Below are 17,671 nucleotides of genomic sequence, written 5' to 3'. Positions count from 1 at the left end.
TCCGATCCTTCGCCGAGCGAGATCTCCTTCACGGGATGCGGTCGGCTGACACGGGATGCGGTCGGCTGAGACGGGATGCGGTCGGCTGAGACGGGGTGCGGTCGGCTGTCACGAAGAAGTGTCGAAGCGCTGGCGCCAGCGGATGCCGCGCCGTAGCATCCCAGTGGAATCGTTCGACGCCGAGGAGGCCACCCGATGACGCAGCACACCCTCGAGCTCCCGGACGTCGACCTCGTCTACGACGTGCATGGGCCACTCCCGACGAAGGATGGCCGCCCTCCGCTGATGATGATCGGCCAGCCGATGGATGCGAGCGGCTTCCAGGCGCAGGTGAAGCTGTTCGGCGATCGCACCGTCGTGACCTACGACCCACGAGGGTTGGGCCGAAGCGTGCGCAAGGACGGCGGAGTCACGAACGAGCCCGATGTCCAGGCCGAGGATGTCCACGCGATCATCGAGGCGCTCGGTGCAGGCCCTGTCGACATGTTCGCGAGCAGCGGTGGAGCCGTGAGCGCACTCGCTCTGGTCACCGCGCACCCTCAGGACGTGGTGACTCTCGTCGCCCACGAGCCGCCGATCGACAGCGTACTGCCTGATGCCGAAGCGGTGCATCGAGCGCGAATCGCCTATGCCCGGGCATATCAGGAGCGAGGATGGGGTGCCGGAATGGCGGCGTTCGTCGCGATGACGTCGTGGGAGGAGAGGTCACCGAGGAGTTCCTCGCCCAGCCGGCCCCCGACCCCGCGGCATTCGGGATGCCGACGGAGGACGACGGCTCGCGGAATGATCCACTGCTGTCCGAACTCTCGTGGGCGGTGCCGCTCTACGAGCCGGATCTCGAAGCGCTGAAGGCATCCCCGACTCGGATCGTCGTCGCTGTCGGGGAGGAGTCGCTGAAGGGCTACACCGGCCGCACCGCGCTCGCCCTGGCCGAGAAGCTCGGACAGCAGGCGACGGTCTTCCCCAGTCACCACGGCGGCTTCATGGGTGGCGAGTTCGGCTATGCCGGGCAGCCCGAGGCCTTCGCCGCCACGCTCCGCGAGGTGCTCGACCGGCCGTAGGGGGCGAGCGAGACCTCGTCGACGCGTCCTGTCGTCAGCCGTCGCACGCACCGAAGGAGATCTCGCGCTGCGAAGGGCCTCACGCGGCCTTCGGCCCTTCGCTGCGGGAGATCACCTTCGCAGCGCGCGCACGAGCACGAGCGGGAGCGGGAGCGCGAGCGGGAGCGGGAGCGCGCGCACGAGCGGGAGCGGGAGCGGGAGCGAATGCCGCCTACGCGCTGTCGCGCACCACGAGCTCGGTGTCGAGGATGACCGAGTGGGGGATGCTCCCGCGATGACCTCGAGCAGCACGGCGACCATCTTCGCGCTGATCTGATCCCACGGCTGGCGCATGGTCGTGATCGGGGGCTCGTGCGTCGCGGCGAGGCCTGAGTCGTCGAAGCCGGCGATCGCGATGTCCTCGGGCACGCGGCGCCCTGCGCGGCGGGCGGCGGCGATGGCTCCGGCCGCCATCCGGTCGGATGCCGCGAACACCGCGTCGACGTCGTGCTCGAGCATCCGCGTCATGGCGGCGAGTCCTGACTCGTACGAGTAGTCGCCGCGCTCGACCAGCGATTCGTCGTAGAGGTCGCCGAGCTCTTCGCGGAAGCCGACCAGGCGATAGCGGCCACCGGGGGTGTCGTCAGGGCCGGCGATCATGCCGATGCGGCGGTGTCCCTGCGTCACGAGGTGCGCGGCCATGGTGCGGGCGGAGGCGATCTCGTCGACGGAGATCGTCGAGAGCTCGCGTTCGTGCCCGAGCGGCACGCCGCAGCACACAGTCGGGATGCCGACCTCGATCAGCTGATCGAGCAGCGGGTCGGACTCGTGCGACGAGATCAGCATGACGCCGTCGACGTGTCCCGCGCTGAGGAACTGGGCGACGCTCTCGCGCTCGGCGGGGGTTCCGGCGACGAGCAGCACGAGGGTCATGGCCCGCTGGGCGAGCGCTTCGGCGGCCCCGCGCAGCAGCAGCGCGAAGGTCGGATCGTCGAACAGCAGCTGCTGCGGCTCGGTCAGGAGGAAGGCGAGCGATCCGGCGCGGCCGGTGGCGAGGCTGCGGGCATGGTGGTTGGCGGTGTAGCCGGTGGCGAGGATCGCCTCTTCGACGGCCTGCCTGGCGTCGGGGGACACCCAGTGTCCGCCGTTGATCACTCGCGAGACCGTGCTGCGGGACACCCCCGCCTGCGCCGCGATCTGGCGGATCGTCGGCTTGCGCTTCGCGCTGACATCACTCATCTGCTGTGACTCTACCCACAGCATCCCGTCCAGCGGTAGTCCAACCTGGGACCGGTCTCAGTTCGGTAACGGCGGTTGTGGTCGACGCCGAACCTGGGGTAGAACTGAGACCGGTCCCAGTCATGTCCCCGTGACAACCTGAGACCGGTCCCAGTCGAATGAGCGACAGCACGTCGGGACCCGCACCACGACCACACCGACCCGATGGAGTGCCGATGACCTCGCCCCACGCCTGGCCCGACCTGCGCGGAATCGCCTACGGCGGCGACTACAACCCCGAGCAGTGGTCGCCCGAGACGTGGCGCGAAGACGTCATCCTGATGCGCGAGGCCGGGGTGAACCTGGTCAGTGTCGGCATCTTCTCGTGGGCGCTCATCGAGGTCTCCGAGGGCGAGTTCGACTTCGCCTGGCTCGACGAGCTGCTCGACCTGCTGCACGAGAACGACATCAGGGTCGACCTCGGCACCCCGACGGCCTCGCCGCCCGCCTGGTTCTTCGCGAGCAACCCCGACGCGCACGTCATCGACCGCGAGGGCCGCACGATGGGCTTCGGCTCGCGCGGCATGGCCTCGCACTCGTCGCCGGCCTACCGCGAGGCGATCGTGCGGATCGCGGATGCTCTCGCGGCGCGTTACGCACAGCATCCTGCCGTCGTGCTGTGGCACGTGCACAACGAGTACGGCGTTCCCGTCGGCGAGGACTATTCGCCCAACGCGGTCGCCGCCTTCCGGCTCTGGCTCCAGGAGAAGTACGGCTCGCTCGACGCACTGAACAGCGCGTGGGGCACCGCCTTCTGGGGCCAGCACTACTCGGCATGGGAGCACGTCGGCGCCCCGGCCATCGCCCCGAGCGTCGTGAACCCCGCCCAGCGCCTGGACTTCGCGCGCTTCACCGATCACCAGCTGCGCGCGTGCTTCATCGCCGAGCGCGACGCGATCCGCGCGCACGCCGCCCAGCCCATCACGACCAACTTCATGGCGAACCAGAGCTGGACCACGGACCTCTGGGCGTGGGGCCGCGAGGTCGACATCGTCTCGGACGACCACTACCTGTGGGCCGCCGATGAAGACGCTCACATCGGCCTGGCGATCGCCGCCGACCTCAGCCGCTCGGTGGGCGGCGGCAAGCCGTGGATCCTCATGGAGCACTCGACCTCGGCCGTGAACTGGCAGCCGCGCAACATCGCGAAGCGCCGGGGAGAGATGAAGCGCAACTCGCTCACGCACCTCGGTCGCGGGGCCGACGGCATCCTGTTCTTCCAGTGGCGCTCCGGGCGCTCCGGTGCGGAGAAGTTCCACTCGGCGATGCTGCCGCACGCCGGCACCGAGTCGCGGGTCTTCCGCGAGGTCGTCGATCTGGGTGCAGCACTCGGCCGCCTCGACGAGGTGCAGGGCAGCGTCGTGAAAGCCGACGTCGCGATCCTCTGGGACTTCGAATCGTTCTGGGCGCAGGACCTCGAGTGGCGCCCGTCCGAAGACGTCACGCACGCCGCCCAGGTGCGCCGCTTCTACGAGCAGCTCTGGCGTGACGGCATCACGGTCGACTTCGCCCTGCCCGGCCAGGACCTCTCGGGCTACCGCCTGGTCGTCGCTCCGGCGCAGTATCTGCTGAGCACGGCGGATGCCGCCAACCTCACCGCCTACGTCAACGACGGCGGCACCCTGCTCGTGTCGTTCTTCTCGGCGATCGTCGACGAGAACGACGCCGTGCACGCCGGTGGCTTCGTCGCGCCGTTGCGCGAGGCGCTCGGCCTCACGGTCGAGGAGTTCCTGCCGCTGCGCGAGGGCGAGAGCCACGGCCTCGACTGGGTCGACCACGAGGGCATCGTCGCCGACGTCTGGCAGGAGGACATCGCGCTCGAAGGCGCCGAGGTCGTCGCGAACTTCTCGGGCGGACCCGGCGAGGGCGAGCCGGCGATCACCCGCAACGCGCATGGCGCCGGGACCGGCTGGTACGTCGGCACCCGTCTGGATGCCGCGGGCATGCGCGCCCTTCTCCACGAGGTCTACGCGGATGCCGACATCACCCCGTCGGGTGTCGCCGACGGCCTCGAGGTCATCACGCGTCACGGCGCCGACGCGGTCTACCGGATCGCCGTGAACCACCGTGACGACGACGTCGAGCTCGATGCCTCGGGCATCGAGCTCCTCAGCGGCGCCGAGGTCTCGGGCGCCCTGACCATCGCGGCGGGCGGCGTCGCCGTCATCCGCACCTCCCACTGACCGCACGAACCGCACGAACCGCTTCACCCCGCACCACCCTGCACCACCCGCTTCACCCAGCACCACCCACTCACCGGTCGCGATGACGCGCAGCGCATCGTCGGCCACGACAGAATAGGAAAACGCATGCGCAAGCACATCGGAGTCGGCGCACTCGCTCTGGCCGCGGCCGTGGTCCTCGCGGGCTGCTCCGCCGGCGCACCCGAAGGCGGCGACGACGCCGCATCCGGCGACGGCGCGGAACTCGTCATCTGGACGGACGCCGAGCGCGAAGCCGCGATCACCGCCGCCGCAGAGGCGTTCGAGGAGGAGACCGGCGCGAAGGTCACCCTCGTGCAGAAGAACTTCGAGGACCTCCGCAACGACTTCATCGCACAGGTCCCGACCGGCGAAGGCCCCGACATCACGGTCGGCGCCCACGACTGGCTCGGCGCGCTCGTCGCGGCCGGTGTCGTCGACACGATCGACCTGGGCGACAAGGCGTCGGAGTTCGAGCAGGTCGCGCTCGACGCCATGACGTACGACGGTCAGCTGTACGCGATGCCGTACTCGCTCGAGACCATCGCCCTCGTGCAGAACGTCGACCTGGTCGGCGCAGAGGCTCCCGCCAGCTGGGACGACATGATCGCCAAGGGCGTCGCCGCCGGCACCGAGCGCCCGTTCGTCATCAACACGGGTGGCGAGACCGGCGACGGATACACGATGTACGGACTGCAGACCTCGTTCGGCGCCCCCGTCTTCGTGCAGGACGACACCGGCTCGTACACGAGCGAGGTCGGCATGGGCGGCGCGCCCGGCGAGGCGTTCGCCACGTGGCTCGGAGCCAACGGGTCGAACGGCACCGGCTACATCTCGACCACGGTCGACTACGACATCAACAACGAGCTGTTCGCGTCGGGCAAGGCCCCGTACACGATCCAGGGCCCGTGGGCCATCAGCGCGTTCGAGGGCGTCAACGTCGCCGTGAACCCGATCCCGTCTGCGGGTGGCGAGACCGCTGCGCCGTTCGTCGGCGTGCAGGGCTTCTACCTCTCGAGCAAGAGCAAGAACGCGCTGCTCGCGCAGGAGTTCCTCGTGAACTACCTCGGCACCGAAGACGCGCAGCGCGCGCTGTACGAGGCCGACCCGCGCATCCCGGCGTGGACCACGCTCGCCGAAGAGGTGTCGTCCGACCCGATCACGGCCGGATTCGTGGCCTCGGCGCAGACCGGTGTCCCGATGCCGTCGATCCCCGAGATGGGCTCCGTCTGGGACCTGTGGAACGCCGCGCAGGCGCAGATCATCAACGGCGCCGACCCGGTGTCGACGTGGAACACCATGGTCGCCGACCTCGAGACGACCCTCGCCGGCTGACCCCGCCGGACGGGGAGGGGCCCGAACCCCTCCCCGTCCTGCGATCCTCAGACAGGACGCACACATGACGATCCAGGCACCGCCCGCCGAGGCGCCCACTCCCGTGGTGAAGCCCTCGCGCGAGTCCCATGCCCGCCGCTTCCGCGGCCTCGGCTGGGGCTTCCTCATCAAGCTCGCGCTCATGGCGCTGGTCAACGCCTTCGGCATCATGACGGCCATCTCGGCCTGGAGCGCCGAGTCGTGGATCGTGCTCGGCGTCGTCGTGCTGCTGGTGATCATCGCCGACTGGGTGTACTTCACCCGCAGGGCGCTGCCGCTGAAGTACCTGCTGCCCGGGCTGATCTTCCTGCTCGTCTTCCAGATCTTCATCTTCGGCTACACGGCCTACATCGCCTTCACGAACTACGGCACCGGTCACGTCGGCACCCAGGAGCAGGCGGTCGAGGCCGCACTGATCCAGGGCGAGCGCCGCATCGAGGGCTCGTCCGACTACCCGCTGTCGATCGTGCAGCGCGGCGCAGAGCTCGGCTTCGCGATCGTCGATGACGACGGCGACGTGCAGGTCGGCTCGGCCACCGAGCCGCTGAGCACCGCATCCGGTGCCGAGATCGGCGCGACCGGCGCCCCCAGCGAGGTGCCCGGCTGGGAGGTCGTCCCGAGGGCGACCGTGCTGACCGATCCGGCACTCGGCGCGACCATCAAGGACCTCAGGGTTCCCGTGTCGGACGACCCGAACGACGGCTCCATCCGCACACGGGAGGGCTCGACCGGCTCGGTGTACGAACCGACGCTGGTGTGGGATGCCGAGGCGCAGACCATCACGGACACGCAGTCGGGCACGGTCTACACCGCCACAGAACTCGGCGCGTTCGTGGCCGAGGACGGCACGGCGCTGCCGACGGGCTGGTCGGTCAACGTCGGCTTCGCCAACTTCCTGAAGCTCTTCACCGACGCGAATCTCGCGGGCACTCTGCTGAGCGTGACCGTCTGGACCTTCGCGTTCGCGATCCTCTCGGTCGTCCTCAGCTTCGCCGTGGGGCTCGGCCTCGCGATCGTCTACAACGACCCGCGGGTCAAGGGTCGCCGGTTCCTGCGAGCGCTGTTCATCCTGCCCTACGCGTTCCCCGCGTTCATGGCCGCGTTGCTGTTCCGCGGCATGTTCAACGCCGAGTTCGGCGTCATCAACGACCTGTTCTTCTTCGGGTCGCAGATCAACTGGCTCGGCGACCCGTGGCTGACCCGTGCGGCGGTGATCTTCGTCAACGTCTGGCTGAGCTACCCCTACTGGTTCCTCGTCTGCACCGGAGCCCTGCAGTCGCTCCCCGGCGAGACGCTCGAGGCCGCCGAGATCGACGGGGCCAACAAGCTGCAGCGCTTCCGCGCCATCGTGCTGCCGCTGCTGCTCGTCTCGACCGCTCCGCTGCTGATCGCCTCGTTCGCGGTGGCGTTCAACAACTTCACCGTCATCTACACCTTCAACAACGGCGGGCCGGCGATCGCCGGAGCGCCCTACGCACTGGGTTCGACCGACATCCTCGTCTCGGCCATCTACGACGTCTCAGGCGTCTCGGGTGGTGCGGCCGACTACGGCCTCGCGAGTGCGCTGTCGATCATCGCCTTCATCGTGGTCGGTCTCATCTCAGCGCTGAGCTTCCGACAGACCCGCAAGCTCGAGGAGTACCAGTGATGAGTGAGACCAGAGTCATCGTGACCGGTTCATCGAAGGATGCCGAGGCCGCGCGCGCGGGTGCACGTCGGCGTCGATGGTGGGGCGAGGTCGGCTGGAAGTACATCCTCGCCGCCGGCGTGCTGTTCTTCGCCGCGTTCCCGCTCGTCTACGTCCTCTCGGCCTCGCTCAACCCGAACGGCAGCCTTGCGGCATCCAGTGCGCTGTTCAGCGCGTTCGACCCGGCGAACTACATCGCTCTGGGTGAATCCCGCTACTGGGTCTGGTTCGGCAACACCCTGCTGATCGGCGGCGTCACCGCAGTCGGCTCGGTGCTCATGGGCGCCTGCGGCGCGTACGCGTTCTCCCGGTTCCGGTTCAGCGGACGACGCGCCAGCCTCACCACCCTGCTCGTGCTGCAGATGTTCCCGCAGGCGCTCGCGTTCATCGCGATCTTCCTGATGCTGCAGACGATCGGCGACGTCGTGCCGGCGCTCGGCATCAACTCGAAGATCGCCCTGATCTGCGTGTACCTCGGTGGCGCGCTCGGCGCGAACACCTTCCTGATGTACGGGTTCTTCAACACGATCCCCGTCGAGATCGACGAGTCGGCGAAGATCGACGGGGCCAGCCACGCGCAGATCTTCTGGCGGCTCATCATGCCGCTGGTCGTGCCGATCCTCGCGGTCGTCGCCCTGCTCGCGTTCCTCGCGGCGTTCGGCGACTTCATCCTGTCGAAGATCATCCTCACGTCCGAGGACAACTGGACCCTCGCCGTCGGCATGTACCAGTGGGTCTCGAACCAGCTGACCTCACGCTGGGGCTCTTCGCCGCCGGCGTCGTGGTCGCCGCCGTGCCCGTGCTCGCGCTGTTCTTCTCGCTGCAGAAGTACATCGTGGGCGGGCTCACCCAGGGATCCGTCAAGGGCTGATCCGCACCTCCATCGCTCGAAAGGCCGTCATGCACCGTCGCACGCGTTCCCTTCTCTCCACCGCCCTGGCCACGGTCACCGCCGTCGCCCTGATCGGCGTCGCGCTGCCGGCGTCGGCCGCCTCGCCGGCGGCATCCGCTCTCGCTCCTGCGGCTGTCTCGGTCGACGGGCCGGTGGAGGCCGCCATCACCGTCCCCCGGGTCGAGGACCTGCCGGACGACTTCATCGGCGGCGTCGACGTCTCGTCGGTGCTGTCGCTCGAGGAGTCGGGCGTGGTGTTCCGCGACGCCCAGGGCGCGCCGGGCGACCTGTTCGAGATCCTCGCGGACGCCGGGGTCACCGACGTCCGCGTGCGCGTCTGGAACGACCCGTTCGACGCGAACGGCAACGGCTACGGCGGGGGCGATGTCGACGTCGATCGGGCGATCGAGATCTCGCAGCGAGCGACGGATGCCGGCCTCGGCGTGCTCGTCGACTTCCACTACTCCGACTTCTGGGCCGACCCCGCGAAGCAGCAGGCGCCCAAGGCGTGGGAGGGGATGACCGCCGACCAGGTGGCGACCGAGGTGGGTGCCTTCACGCGCGATGCGGTGCGTCGCCTGGTCGATGCGGGTGTCGACCTCCGCATGGTGCAGGTCGGCAATGAGACGAACGGCGGAGTCGCCGGAGTGCGCGGCTGGGATGACATGGCGAAGGTGTTCTCGGCCGGTTCCGCCGCCGTGCGGGCCGAGGCGCCGGACACGCTCGTCGCCCTGCACTTCACCAACCCCGAGCGCGCCGGGTTCTACGCCGACGTCGCCGCGCAGCTCGATCGCCGCGACGTCGACTACGACGTGTTCGCGTCGTCGTACTACCCGTTCTGGCACGGGACTCCCGAGAACCTCACGGCCGTGCTCTCGCACGTCGCCGAGACCTACGGCAAGAAGGTCATGGTCGCCGAGACCTCGTGGGCGTTCACGCTCGACGACGGAGACGGTCACGGCAACGTCGTCGACCTGGCGTCCGAGGCGACGCAGTACCCGGTGAGCGTGCAGGGTCAGGCCGATGCGGTGCGCGCGGTCGTGCAGGCCGTCGCCGACGTGGGTGAGGCGGGACTCGGCGTCTACTACTGGGAGCCCGCATGGCTGCCGGTGGGTCCGCCCGCACAGCTCGAGCAGAACAGAACGCTGTGGGAGCGCGACGGATCGGGCTGGGCGTCGAGCTTCGCCGGCGAGTACGAGCCCGAGGACGCGGGGCACTGGTTCGGCGGATCCGCGTGGGACAACCAGGCGCTGTTCGGCTTCGACGGCACGGCATCCGATGCGCTGAACATCTTCTCGTACGTGCGCAGCGGCGCCCAGGCCCCGCGGGCCGTCGAGTCGGTGCAGGCGGTCGCGCTGCGGGTGACCGAGGGCGATGCCGTCGAGCTGCCCGACGAGGTCACGGTGCTCTACAACGACGGGTCGTCGGAGCAGCAGCCCGTCACCTGGTCGTCGGCGGCCGGATTCATCGAGGGCGCCGGCGAGTACGTGATCTCGGGCGCGACGGATGCCGGCCTCGCGGCGTCGGCCACCGTCACCGTCTCGGCGCGCAACTACCTGCGCAACCCCGGATTCGAGGACGCGGACACGAGCATGTGGAGCGTCACCGGATCGGGGCTCACGCTGCGCGCGTGGGACGACCCTCGGAGCGGCACGCACTCGGCGCACTTCTATGCGGGTACCGGATACTCGTTCGATCTCTCGCAGACGGTCTCCGGACTGCCCGCGGGGTCGTATGTCGCACGGGCATCGCTGCAGGGCGACGGGGAGGGTGCCGACGGGCGTGCGTCGCTGTCGCTGTCGTCTGCGTCCGTCGCCGGCGCCGCTGCGGCGTTCGGCTTCGACGGCTGGCGCGTGTGGTCGACGCCGATGACCGAAGCGCTGCAGGTGGGCGCTGACGGCACGGCTGTCGTGCGAGTCTCCGCGGCGCTTCCGGCGGGGGCGTGGGGGACGATCGACGATCTCGAACTCGTGCGCGCACCGGTGCCCGGTGCCGACACCTCGCAGCTGCGAGAGCGGCGCGATGCGGCCGCGGCTCTCGACCTCGATGCCTATGTCGAGTCGTCGACCGTCGCGTTGCCCGGAGCGGTCGCTCGCGCCGACATCGTGCTGGCTGCCGCGAGTCCGAGTGCGTCAGCGGTCACGGGGGCGCTGGACGCACTGGCTGCCGCAGTCGACGCGCTCCTGCTTCAGGATGCGGCGACCACCGCGCCCGCTCGCGGAGTGCTGTCGCACGACAACGGTCACGATACGGGGCTGCTCGACGGCGACTTCACGCTCACCATGAACCTGTGGTGGGGGCAGAACGCCACGAAGCTGCGGGTGTTCGAGAACGGTGTGCTGGTCAAGACCGTGCCGCTCACCTTCGGGGGAACCTCCGCGCAGAGCGCGCAGATCGCCGTGACCGGCAAGACGAATGGCTCGTACGTCTACAGTGGCGAGCTGGTCAATTCGCGCGGTGTGACGGCGGTGAAGCCCGTGACGGTGACGGTGAAGGATGCCGCGCCCGGCACGCCCGTGCTCTCGGCCGACAACTGGGACGGGGACGGCTCATACACTCTCACCGCCGACATGTGGTGGGGCACCAATGCGACCTCGTATCGCCTGTATGAGGACGGCATGCTGATCTCCGAGGGCGACATGGTCGCGAACAGCCCCGCCGCGCAACGGGTGACGGTGCCGGTCGCTGATCGTGCGGTGGGGAAGCACACCTACCGCGTCGAGTTCGTGAACGCGGCCGGGAGCACCCAGAGCAAGACGCTCACGGTGGCGGTCAAGCGCTGACGTCAACACGCCCGAGAGCCCGACATCCTGAGGCGGATGCCGGGCTCTCGGGCCGTTCGCGGACTACTTGCTGAGGAAGTCCTTCAGCGCGGCGTTGACCTCGTCGGCGTGGGTCCAGAGCAGACCGTGGGGTGCGCCCTCGACCTCGACGTAGGTCGCGGCGGGCACGGCCTGGTGGAACCGGCGGGCGGTGGCGTCGATCGGAAGGATGTTGTCCTTCGTGCCGTGCAGGATCAGGGTGGGCTTGCCGGCGTCGCGCACGGCGTCGACGTCGCCGCGGAAGTCCTCGATCCAGCTCGGGACGACCGCGTAGGCCGCGACCGGGGCGCTGGTGACCGAGAGGTTCCAGTTGGCGTCGACGACCTGCTGGCTGATGCGGCTGCCGAGGTTCTCGTCGAGGTTGTAGAAGTTGTTGTAGAAGTCGGTGAACCACGCGTAGCGGTCGCCCTTGGCTGCAGCCTCGATGCCGTCGAAGACCTCCTGCGGCACGCCCTCGGGGTTGTCATCGCGCTGCACGAGGAACGGCTCGAGCGAGGCGAGGAAGGCGAGCTTGGCGACCCGCTCGTGACCGTAGGTGCCGACATAGCGGGCGAGCTCTCCAGTGCCCATCGAGAAGCCGACGAGCACGACGTCGCGCAGGTCGAGGGTCTCGAGCACGGTGTTGAGGTCTGCGGCGAAGGTGTCGTAGTCGTATCCGGTGCCGACCTTCGAGGACTGGCCGAAACCGCGGCGGTCGTAGGTGATGACGCGGTAGCCCTGAGCGAGCAGCTCACGGGTCTGGCGCTCCCAGCTGTGGCCGTTCAGCGGGTACCCGTGGATCAGGACGACGGGCTGACCCGATCCCTGGTCTTCGTAGTAGAGCTCGATCGGGGTGCTGTTCTCGTTTCCGACGGTGATGTAGCCCATGGTCCTGATCCTTTTCGGTCCGGTGAGAACGGTCGTTCTCGCTGATGTCTTCACTGTAGAGAACGCTCGTTCTCATGTCAAGTACACTGGGGTGATGACCGACGACACAGTGCGTGAACAGATCCTCGCGGCGGCCGACGAGCTCTACTACCGCAAGGGATACGCGGCCGTCGGGATGGATGAGCTGCGGGCTGCGGCCGGCGTGTCGCTGCGTCGCCTCTATGCCCTGTTCCCATCCAAGACCGACATCGTCACGGCCGTCCTCGCGCGCAAGCACCGAGAGTGGGAATCGGGACTCACGGGAGCCGTGGCGGATGCCGGGGCAGACCCCCGTGAACGCCTGCTCGCTGTCTACGGATACCTCGAGGACTGGTTCTGCACTGACGACTTCCGCGGCTGCGCGTTCATCAACGCGTTCGGCGAGCTCGGTGGCACGAATCCCGAGGTGGCCGAGATCGTGCGCGATCACAAGGCGTCGTTCCAGGCGTACATGGCCGACCTCGTCGTGGCGGCCGGAGCGCCGGCATCCCTCGCCGCGCAGCTGTCGATCCTCGCCGAGGGTGCGCAGAGCACCGCGGCGATCGCCGCCGACCCGCAGGTCGCCGTGCAGGCGCGCAACGCCGCCGAAGTGCTGATCGACGCCGCCGTCGCCGCCTGACCGCAACGGGAGAGCAGATTTAGCTAGCTTGGCTAGCGTTTATGCATCCCGGTGTCAAGGCTGGTGCGTTTGCGCCCTCGCGCGCGTATGTTGCGAGCATGGACTCCCGGACGCAGGACATCGCCCGCCAGACGATCATCATCGCCTCGGCCACCTTCATGCTCATCGCAGCGGCCGTCGGATCCGGTGCCTTCGGTGGCACCTCGGTCAGCGAGCTGCAGGATGGAGCGCTCTCGGCGCAGGGCTCATACCTCGCGCCGGCCGGCCCCGCCTTCTCGATCTGGTCGCTGATCTACATCGGCCTCATCGCATACACGGTGTGGCAGGCGCTCCCGGCGCAGCGGGCGGATGAGCGCCAGCGAGCTGTCGGCGGATGGATCGCCGCGTCGATGATCCTCAACGGGCTCTGGCTCGTGACGGCGCAGTTCCTGTCGCTGCCGCTGACGGTCATCGTGATCGCCCTGCTGCTCGCGACCCTCGCTCGCGTCATCGTGATCCTCGGCCGCAGCCGTGCCCGCACCTGGCCCGAGCGCATCGTCGTCGACGGCGCGAACGGCCTGCACTTCGGCTGGGTCACCATCGCGACCGTCGCGAACACCACTGCCTGGCTCACGCAGATCGCGCCCGAGAGCTGGGCTGATCAGGCCGAGATCTGGGCGGTCGCCGTGCTCGCCGTCGTGCTCGTGATCGGGGTTGCCAGCGCCCTCGTCACCAAGCGCATCGCCCCTGCCCTCGCGACCGCATGGGGTCTCGGATGGCTCGCCGTCGGTCGTCTGACCGGCGAACCCGAGAGCACGGTGACCGCGATCGTCGCGATCGTCGTCGCGGTCGCCCTCGTCGCCGCGGGTGTCTGGGGAGTGCTGCGCCGCCCTCGCGCCGACATCGCCCTCTGACTCTGCGCTCGGTCGGCGTTCACAACTCAGCACAGATCGTGCGTGCGACGAGGTGAACCCGCCGATTCCGTCGGTTGACAGCAGCTCGTGCTGAGTTGTGAACCGAGAATGACGAGAATGGCAGAGGTCTCAGAGCACGAGACGGTAGCCCATGCCCGACTCGGTGAGCAGGTGCACCGGTGCGCTCGGCTCGGCCTCGAGCTTCTTGCGCAACTGCGACATGTACAGCCGCAGGTAGCCCGAGTCGGACACCTGTTCGCTGCCCCAGATCTCCTTGAGCAGGTCCTGCCGGGTGACCAGGGCTCCGGGATGCCGGGCGAGGTGCTCGAGCATGCGCCATTCGGTCGGTGTCAGGTGCACGCGCGCACCCGCCCGGGTGACGGTCTTCGTCGCGAGGTCGACCACCACATCGCCGAACCCGACGGTGGATTCTCCGCCCGCGGGCACCGCCCGACGAGACAGCGCCCGCAGCCGCGCGAGCAGCTCGTCGACCTGGAAGGGCTTGGTGACGAAGTCGTCCGCTCCGGCATCCAGCGCCTCGACCTTGTCGGCGGACCCGGTGCGACCCGACACGACGATGATCGGCACGGTCGTCCAGCCGCGCAGCGCCTGGATCACCTCGATGCCGTCGAGCCGCGGCATGCCGAGGTCGAGCATGATGAGGTCGGGGTGAGTCTGTGCGGCGACGGCTACGGCGGCCGCGCCGTCGGGCGCGACCACCACCTCGTACCCGTGGGCGGCGAGGGTGATGCGCAGTGCGCGCACCATCTGCGGGTCGTCGTCGGCGATGAGGAGCTTCACTCCGTCTCCTCCTGCATGATGTCGGGCTCTGCTGCGAGGGGCAGCGAGATGACCATGGTGAGTCCACCGCCGGGGGTGTCCTCGGGTGTCAGGGTACCGCCCATGCCCTCGGCGAATCCGCGCGAGAGGGCGAGGCCGAGGCCGAGGCCGGTGGTGTTGTCGGTGTCGCCGAGGCGCTGGAACGGCTGGAAGATCTCGTCGCGCTTCTCGGCGGGAACGCCGGCACCGCGGTCGATGATGCGGATCTCGGCGTGGTCGCCGATCGTGCTCGTCGAGACGATCACCCGGCTGTCGGCGGGCGCGTGACGGTGGGCGTTCGCGATGACGTTGACGAGCACTCGCTGCAGCAGCACCGGGTCGGCCGACACGGCGGGCAGCCGGGCATCGAGCGCGAGCTCGACATCCGACGGCCCGAGGCCGAGCTCGTCGACGGCAGCGAGCACGGGGCCCGCGACATCGAGCCGCATGGTCGAGACGGCGAGCACTCCGGCCTGCACCCGGCTGACGTCGAGCAGGTCGGTCACGAGCGACGACAGGGTCGCGAGGCTCTCGTCGGCCGTCGCGAGCAGCTCTTCCCGATCGGATGCCGACAGCGCGTGCGCCCCGCGGAGTCCGCCGATCGCGGCGACGGCCGAGGCCAGAGGGCGGCGCAGGTCGTGGCTGACCGCCGAGAGCAGGGCGCTGCGCACCTGGTCGGTCTCGGCGAGGGCAGCGACCTCGCGCGCCGTGGCACGCAGGTCGGTGTGCTCGATGGCCGCCGCCAGCTGCGCGACGATCGCGTCGAGCAGGCGTCGGGCGGGGGTGTCGAGGGGTTCGCCGTGCAGCTCGAGCACGGCGGGCGCCGATCCTCCGGCACCGACCGGGATCGTCGTGGCGCGTCCGTCGGGCACGGGTTCGCCGTCGCTGGCCAGCACCTCGCCGTCGGCGGTGAGCAGGCGGACGCCGGTGAGTCCGAACGCCTCGCGCGTGCGGCTGACGAGGGCGAGCACCGCGTTGTCGCCGCGCAGCACGTTGCCGGCCACGGCCGCGAGCAGCTCTGCCTCTGCGGCGGCGCGCTGGGCGGTGCGGGCTCGCCGGGCGGCCTGGTCGACGATGATGCTGACGAGGATGGCGATGGTCACGTACAGCGCGAGGGCGAGCACGTGCAGCGGGTGCGCGATCGTGATGGTGAAGAGCGGGGCGACGAACAGGAAGTCGAGGGTGATGCCCGACAGCACCGCCGCGAAGACGGCAGGCCGCACGCCTCCCACCAGGGCCACGATCACGACGAGCAGCTGGAAGGCGAGCACTTCGACCGTGATCGACTCGGGGCTGCGGAACGCGAACATCGCCCACGAGAGCAGCGGGCCGAGGACGAGCGCCAGTGCGAACCCGAGCGCTTGACGTCGCCAGCCGAGGGCGCCGCCGGTGATGCGGGGAGTGCGACGCGGCCGCCCGCGGCGGCGTGGGTGACGATGTGCACGTCGATGTCGCCGGAGCGGCGGATGACCTCCGAGCCGATGCCCGGTCCCGTCAGCGCCGCCGCGAGACGCCCACGCCGGCTGACACCGATCACGAGCTGAGTGGCATCCGCCCCGTGGGCGAACTCGACGAGCGTGCCGGGGATGTCGTCGCCGATGATCTGGTGGAAGCTGCCGCCGAGGGATTCGACGAGCGACCGCTGCGCGGCGAGGGCGCCGGGCGTCTCATCGCGCAGCCCGTCCTGCGCAGCCACATGTACGGCGAGCAGTTCGCCGCCGGCCGAGCGTGCGGCGATGCGGGCCCCTCGGCGCAGCAGCGTCTCGCCCTCGGGTCCGCCGGTGAGGGCGACGACCACGCGCTCGCGCGCCTGCCAGGTGCCCTCGATGCCGTGGTCGGCCCGGTAGCTGCGCAGCGCGCTGTCGACCTCGTCGGCGAGCCACAGCAGTGCGAGTTCACGCAGAGCCGTGAGGTTGCCCAGACGGAAGTAGTTGGACAGGGCCGCGTCGATCCGCTCCGCCGGGTAGACGAGTCCGGCGGAGAGACGGTCGCGCAGCGACTGCGGTGCCAGGTCGACGACCTCGATCTCGTCGGCGGCGCGCACCACGGCATCCGGGATCGTCTCCTGCTGCGCGATGCCGGTGATCTTCTCGACCACCGCGTTCAGCGACTCGATGTGCTGCACGTTCACGGTCGTGACGACGTCGATGCCCGCGTCGAGCAGCGCACCGACGTCCTGCCAGCGCTTCGGGTTCTGCGAGCCGGGGGTGTTGGTGTGCGCGAGTTCGTCGACCAGCGCGATCTCGGGTCGGCGTGCGAGCACAGCATCCAGGTCCATCTCGCTGAGCGGCACGCCCCGGTGCAGATCGGTGCGACGGGGGACCTCGGGGATGCCGATGGTCTGCGCGGCGGTCGCCGCGCGCTCATGCGTCTCGACGATCGCGATCACGACGTCGCGGCCCTCGTCGAGCAGCCGGCGCCCTTCGACCAGCATCTCGAAGGTCTTGCCGACACCGGGGGCTGCGCCGAGCAGCACGCGGAGTCGGCCGCGCCGCGGCATCCGCTCTGCCGTCATCAGCCCTCCTGCTCATCGAGCGCGAGATTGAGTTCGGCGACGTTGATGCGTTCTTCGCCGAGGAATCCCAGATCCCGCCCTTGAATCCTAGACTCCACGAGGTCGCGCACCTGCTGCGCGGGCAGGTCGCGCTCGGCCGCCACCCGCGGCACCTGCAGCAGCGCGTACGCGACGCTGATGTGCGGGTCGAGGCCGGATCCGGATGCCGTCACAGCGTCGGCCGGCACGGCATCCGTGCTCACGCCCTCGCGCTCGGCGATGGCCGCCTGGCGCTCGTCGATCGCCGCGACGAGGTCGGGGTTCTCGGGGCCCAGGTTGCTGCCGCTGGACGCGGCCCCGTCGTAGCCGTCACCGGCGGCCGACGGACGCGACTGGAAGTACTCGGGCAGCGCGTCGCCGTCGGCATCCGTGAAGGACTGACCGATCAGCGAGCTGCCCTTGTCGTCGCCCAGCGGCGAGCCGTTCGCCTGGAACGGCAGCAGCAGCTGACCGATGCCGGTGACGACGAGCGTGTAGCCGACGCCGAGCACGAGGGTGAGCACGAGCATCGCGCGGATGGCGACGCCGGTGGTGCGGGCGATGGTGCGGGAGGAGGACATGGAGTGCCTTTCGATGCGAGAAGGAC

Annotated in this window: 11 protein-coding genes and 4 pseudogenes; 9 read left to right on the top strand and 6 right to left on the bottom strand. The window is 69.5% G+C overall.

Annotated elements, in window-relative coordinates; translation table 11 throughout:
- Window positions 1-108 precede the first annotated feature (108 nt).
- Window positions 109-447: a hypothetical protein gene (locus ACZZ93_RS09395; RefSeq protein WP_463511781.1), complete on the bottom strand. Its 339-nt coding sequence runs from the start codon at window positions 445-447 to the stop codon at window positions 109-111.
- Between ACZZ93_RS09395 and ACZZ93_RS09390 the strand changes: the two are divergent.
- Together ACZZ93_RS09390 and ACZZ93_RS09385 are read left to right on the top strand one after the other, a co-directional pair.
- Window positions 331-639 (top strand): annotated as a pseudogene (locus tag ACZZ93_RS09390) (alpha/beta fold hydrolase); the annotation flags it as partial. The gene ACZZ93_RS09395 and the pseudogene ACZZ93_RS09390 sit on opposite strands and share 117 nt — an antisense overlap.
- 14 nt (window positions 640-653) lie before the next feature.
- The gene (locus ACZZ93_RS09385; protein WP_463511780.1) at window positions 654-1,061 is read left to right on the top strand and encodes a hypothetical protein; all 408 of its coding nucleotides are present in this window, start codon (window positions 654-656) and stop codon (window positions 1,059-1,061) included.
- Window positions 1,062-1,272: 211 nt separating this feature from the next.
- Here ACZZ93_RS09385 and ACZZ93_RS09380 read toward each other — a convergent pair.
- Window positions 1,273-2,279, bottom strand: a pseudogene (locus ACZZ93_RS09380) (LacI family DNA-binding transcriptional regulator).
- 215 nt (window positions 2,280-2,494) lie between these two features.
- Between ACZZ93_RS09380 and ACZZ93_RS09375 the strand changes: the two are divergent.
- The 5 genes and pseudogenes from ACZZ93_RS09375 to ACZZ93_RS09355 all read left to right on the top strand — a co-directional run bounded on the left by ACZZ93_RS09375 (window position 2,495) and on the right by ACZZ93_RS09355 (window position 11,255).
- Window positions 2,495-4,501: a beta-galactosidase gene (locus ACZZ93_RS09375; protein WP_463510937.1), complete on the top strand. Its 2,007-nt coding sequence runs from the start codon at window positions 2,495-2,497 to the stop codon at window positions 4,499-4,501.
- Window positions 4,502-4,627: 126 nt separating this feature from the next.
- A complete protein-coding gene (locus ACZZ93_RS09370) occupies window positions 4,628-5,854 on the top strand; it encodes a sugar ABC transporter substrate-binding protein (protein ID WP_056276340.1) in 1,227 nt (408 codons plus the stop codon).
- Between the two features lie 64 nt (window positions 5,855-5,918).
- Entirely contained in the window at window positions 5,919-7,541 is a 1,623-nt protein-coding gene (locus ACZZ93_RS09365) for an ABC transporter permease subunit (RefSeq protein WP_463510936.1), read from the top strand.
- A pseudogene (locus tag ACZZ93_RS09360) lies at window positions 7,541-8,451 on the top strand (sugar ABC transporter permease). The gene ACZZ93_RS09365 and the pseudogene ACZZ93_RS09360 overlap by 1 nt, the downstream one beginning before the upstream one ends.
- A 29-nt stretch (window positions 8,452-8,480) precedes the next feature.
- The gene (locus ACZZ93_RS09355) at window positions 8,481-11,255 is read left to right on the top strand and encodes a glycosyl hydrolase 53 family protein (RefSeq protein ID WP_463510935.1); all 2,775 of its coding nucleotides are present in this window, start codon (window positions 8,481-8,483) and stop codon (window positions 11,253-11,255) included.
- A 63-nt stretch (window positions 11,256-11,318) separates the two neighbouring features.
- Here the strand turns inward: ACZZ93_RS09355 and ACZZ93_RS09350 are convergent, their stop codons facing one another.
- On the bottom strand, window positions 11,319-12,161 hold the full coding sequence (locus tag ACZZ93_RS09350; protein WP_056276350.1) for an alpha/beta fold hydrolase: 843 nt from the start codon (window positions 12,159-12,161) through the stop codon (window positions 11,319-11,321).
- Window positions 12,162-12,255: 94 nt separating this feature from the next.
- Between ACZZ93_RS09350 and ACZZ93_RS09345 the strand changes: the two genes are divergently transcribed.
- Complete coding sequence (locus ACZZ93_RS09345) at window positions 12,256-12,819, top strand: TetR/AcrR family transcriptional regulator (RefSeq protein ID WP_056277669.1); 564 nt, start codon at window positions 12,256-12,258, stop codon at window positions 12,817-12,819.
- Window positions 12,820-12,917: 98 nt separating this feature from the next.
- Window positions 12,918-13,712, top strand: coding sequence for a TspO/MBR family protein (locus ACZZ93_RS09340; protein ID WP_463510934.1), 795 nt, complete (start codon window positions 12,918-12,920; stop codon window positions 13,710-13,712).
- A gap of 129 nt (window positions 13,713-13,841) precedes the next feature.
- On the opposite strand, the gene ACZZ93_RS09335 is transcribed toward ACZZ93_RS09340, so the two are convergent.
- From ACZZ93_RS09335 to kdpC, 3 genes and pseudogenes are all read right to left on the bottom strand, one after another.
- Window positions 13,842-14,513, bottom strand: a complete 672-nt coding sequence (locus tag ACZZ93_RS09335) for a response regulator (protein WP_053098537.1) — start codon at window positions 14,511-14,513, stop codon at window positions 13,842-13,844.
- Window positions 14,510-17,031, bottom strand: a pseudogene (locus ACZZ93_RS09330) (ATP-binding protein). The gene ACZZ93_RS09335 and the pseudogene ACZZ93_RS09330 overlap by 4 nt, the downstream one beginning before the upstream one ends.
- A gap of 14 nt (window positions 17,032-17,045) precedes the next feature.
- Window positions 17,046-17,645 carry a potassium-transporting ATPase subunit KdpC gene (kdpC, locus tag ACZZ93_RS09325; RefSeq protein ID WP_463510933.1) on the bottom strand — a complete coding sequence of 200 codons (600 nt, stop codon included), beginning with the start codon at window positions 17,643-17,645 and terminating at the stop codon, window positions 17,046-17,048.
- Window positions 17,646-17,671 lie beyond the last annotated feature (26 nt).

The sequence above is a fragment of the Microbacterium sp. AC026 genome (assembly GCF_979258475.1).
Note: the sequence above shows the minus strand (reverse complement) of the source record. Positions and strands in the feature narration are given on the sequence as shown.

Excerpts from the sequence above, each read along its gene's own strand:
- ACZZ93_RS09385 (WP_463511780.1), top strand. The coding sequence starts at position 654 with ATGGGGTGCCGGAATGGCGGCGTTCGTCGCGATGACGTCGTGGGAGGA.
- ACZZ93_RS09375 (WP_463510937.1), top strand. The coding sequence starts at position 2,495 with ATGACCTCGCCCCACGCCTGGCCCGACCTGCGCGGAATCGCCTACGGC.
- ACZZ93_RS09370 (WP_056276340.1), top strand. The coding sequence starts at position 4,628 with ATGCGCAAGCACATCGGAGTCGGCGCACTCGCTCTGGCCGCGGCCGTG.
- ACZZ93_RS09365 (WP_463510936.1), top strand. The coding sequence starts at position 5,919 with ATGACGATCCAGGCACCGCCCGCCGAGGCGCCCACTCCCGTGGTGAAG.
- ACZZ93_RS09355 (WP_463510935.1), top strand. The coding sequence starts at position 8,481 with ATGCACCGTCGCACGCGTTCCCTTCTCTCCACCGCCCTGGCCACGGTC.
- ACZZ93_RS09350 (WP_056276350.1), bottom strand. The coding sequence starts at position 12,161 with ATGGGCTACATCACCGTCGGAAACGAGAACAGCACCCCGATCGAGCTC.
- ACZZ93_RS09345 (WP_056277669.1), top strand. The coding sequence starts at position 12,256 with ATGACCGACGACACAGTGCGTGAACAGATCCTCGCGGCGGCCGACGAG.
- ACZZ93_RS09340 (WP_463510934.1), top strand. The coding sequence starts at position 12,918 with ATGGACTCCCGGACGCAGGACATCGCCCGCCAGACGATCATCATCGCC.
- kdpC (WP_463510933.1), bottom strand. The coding sequence starts at position 17,645 with ATGTCCTCCTCCCGCACCATCGCCCGCACCACCGGCGTCGCCATCCGC.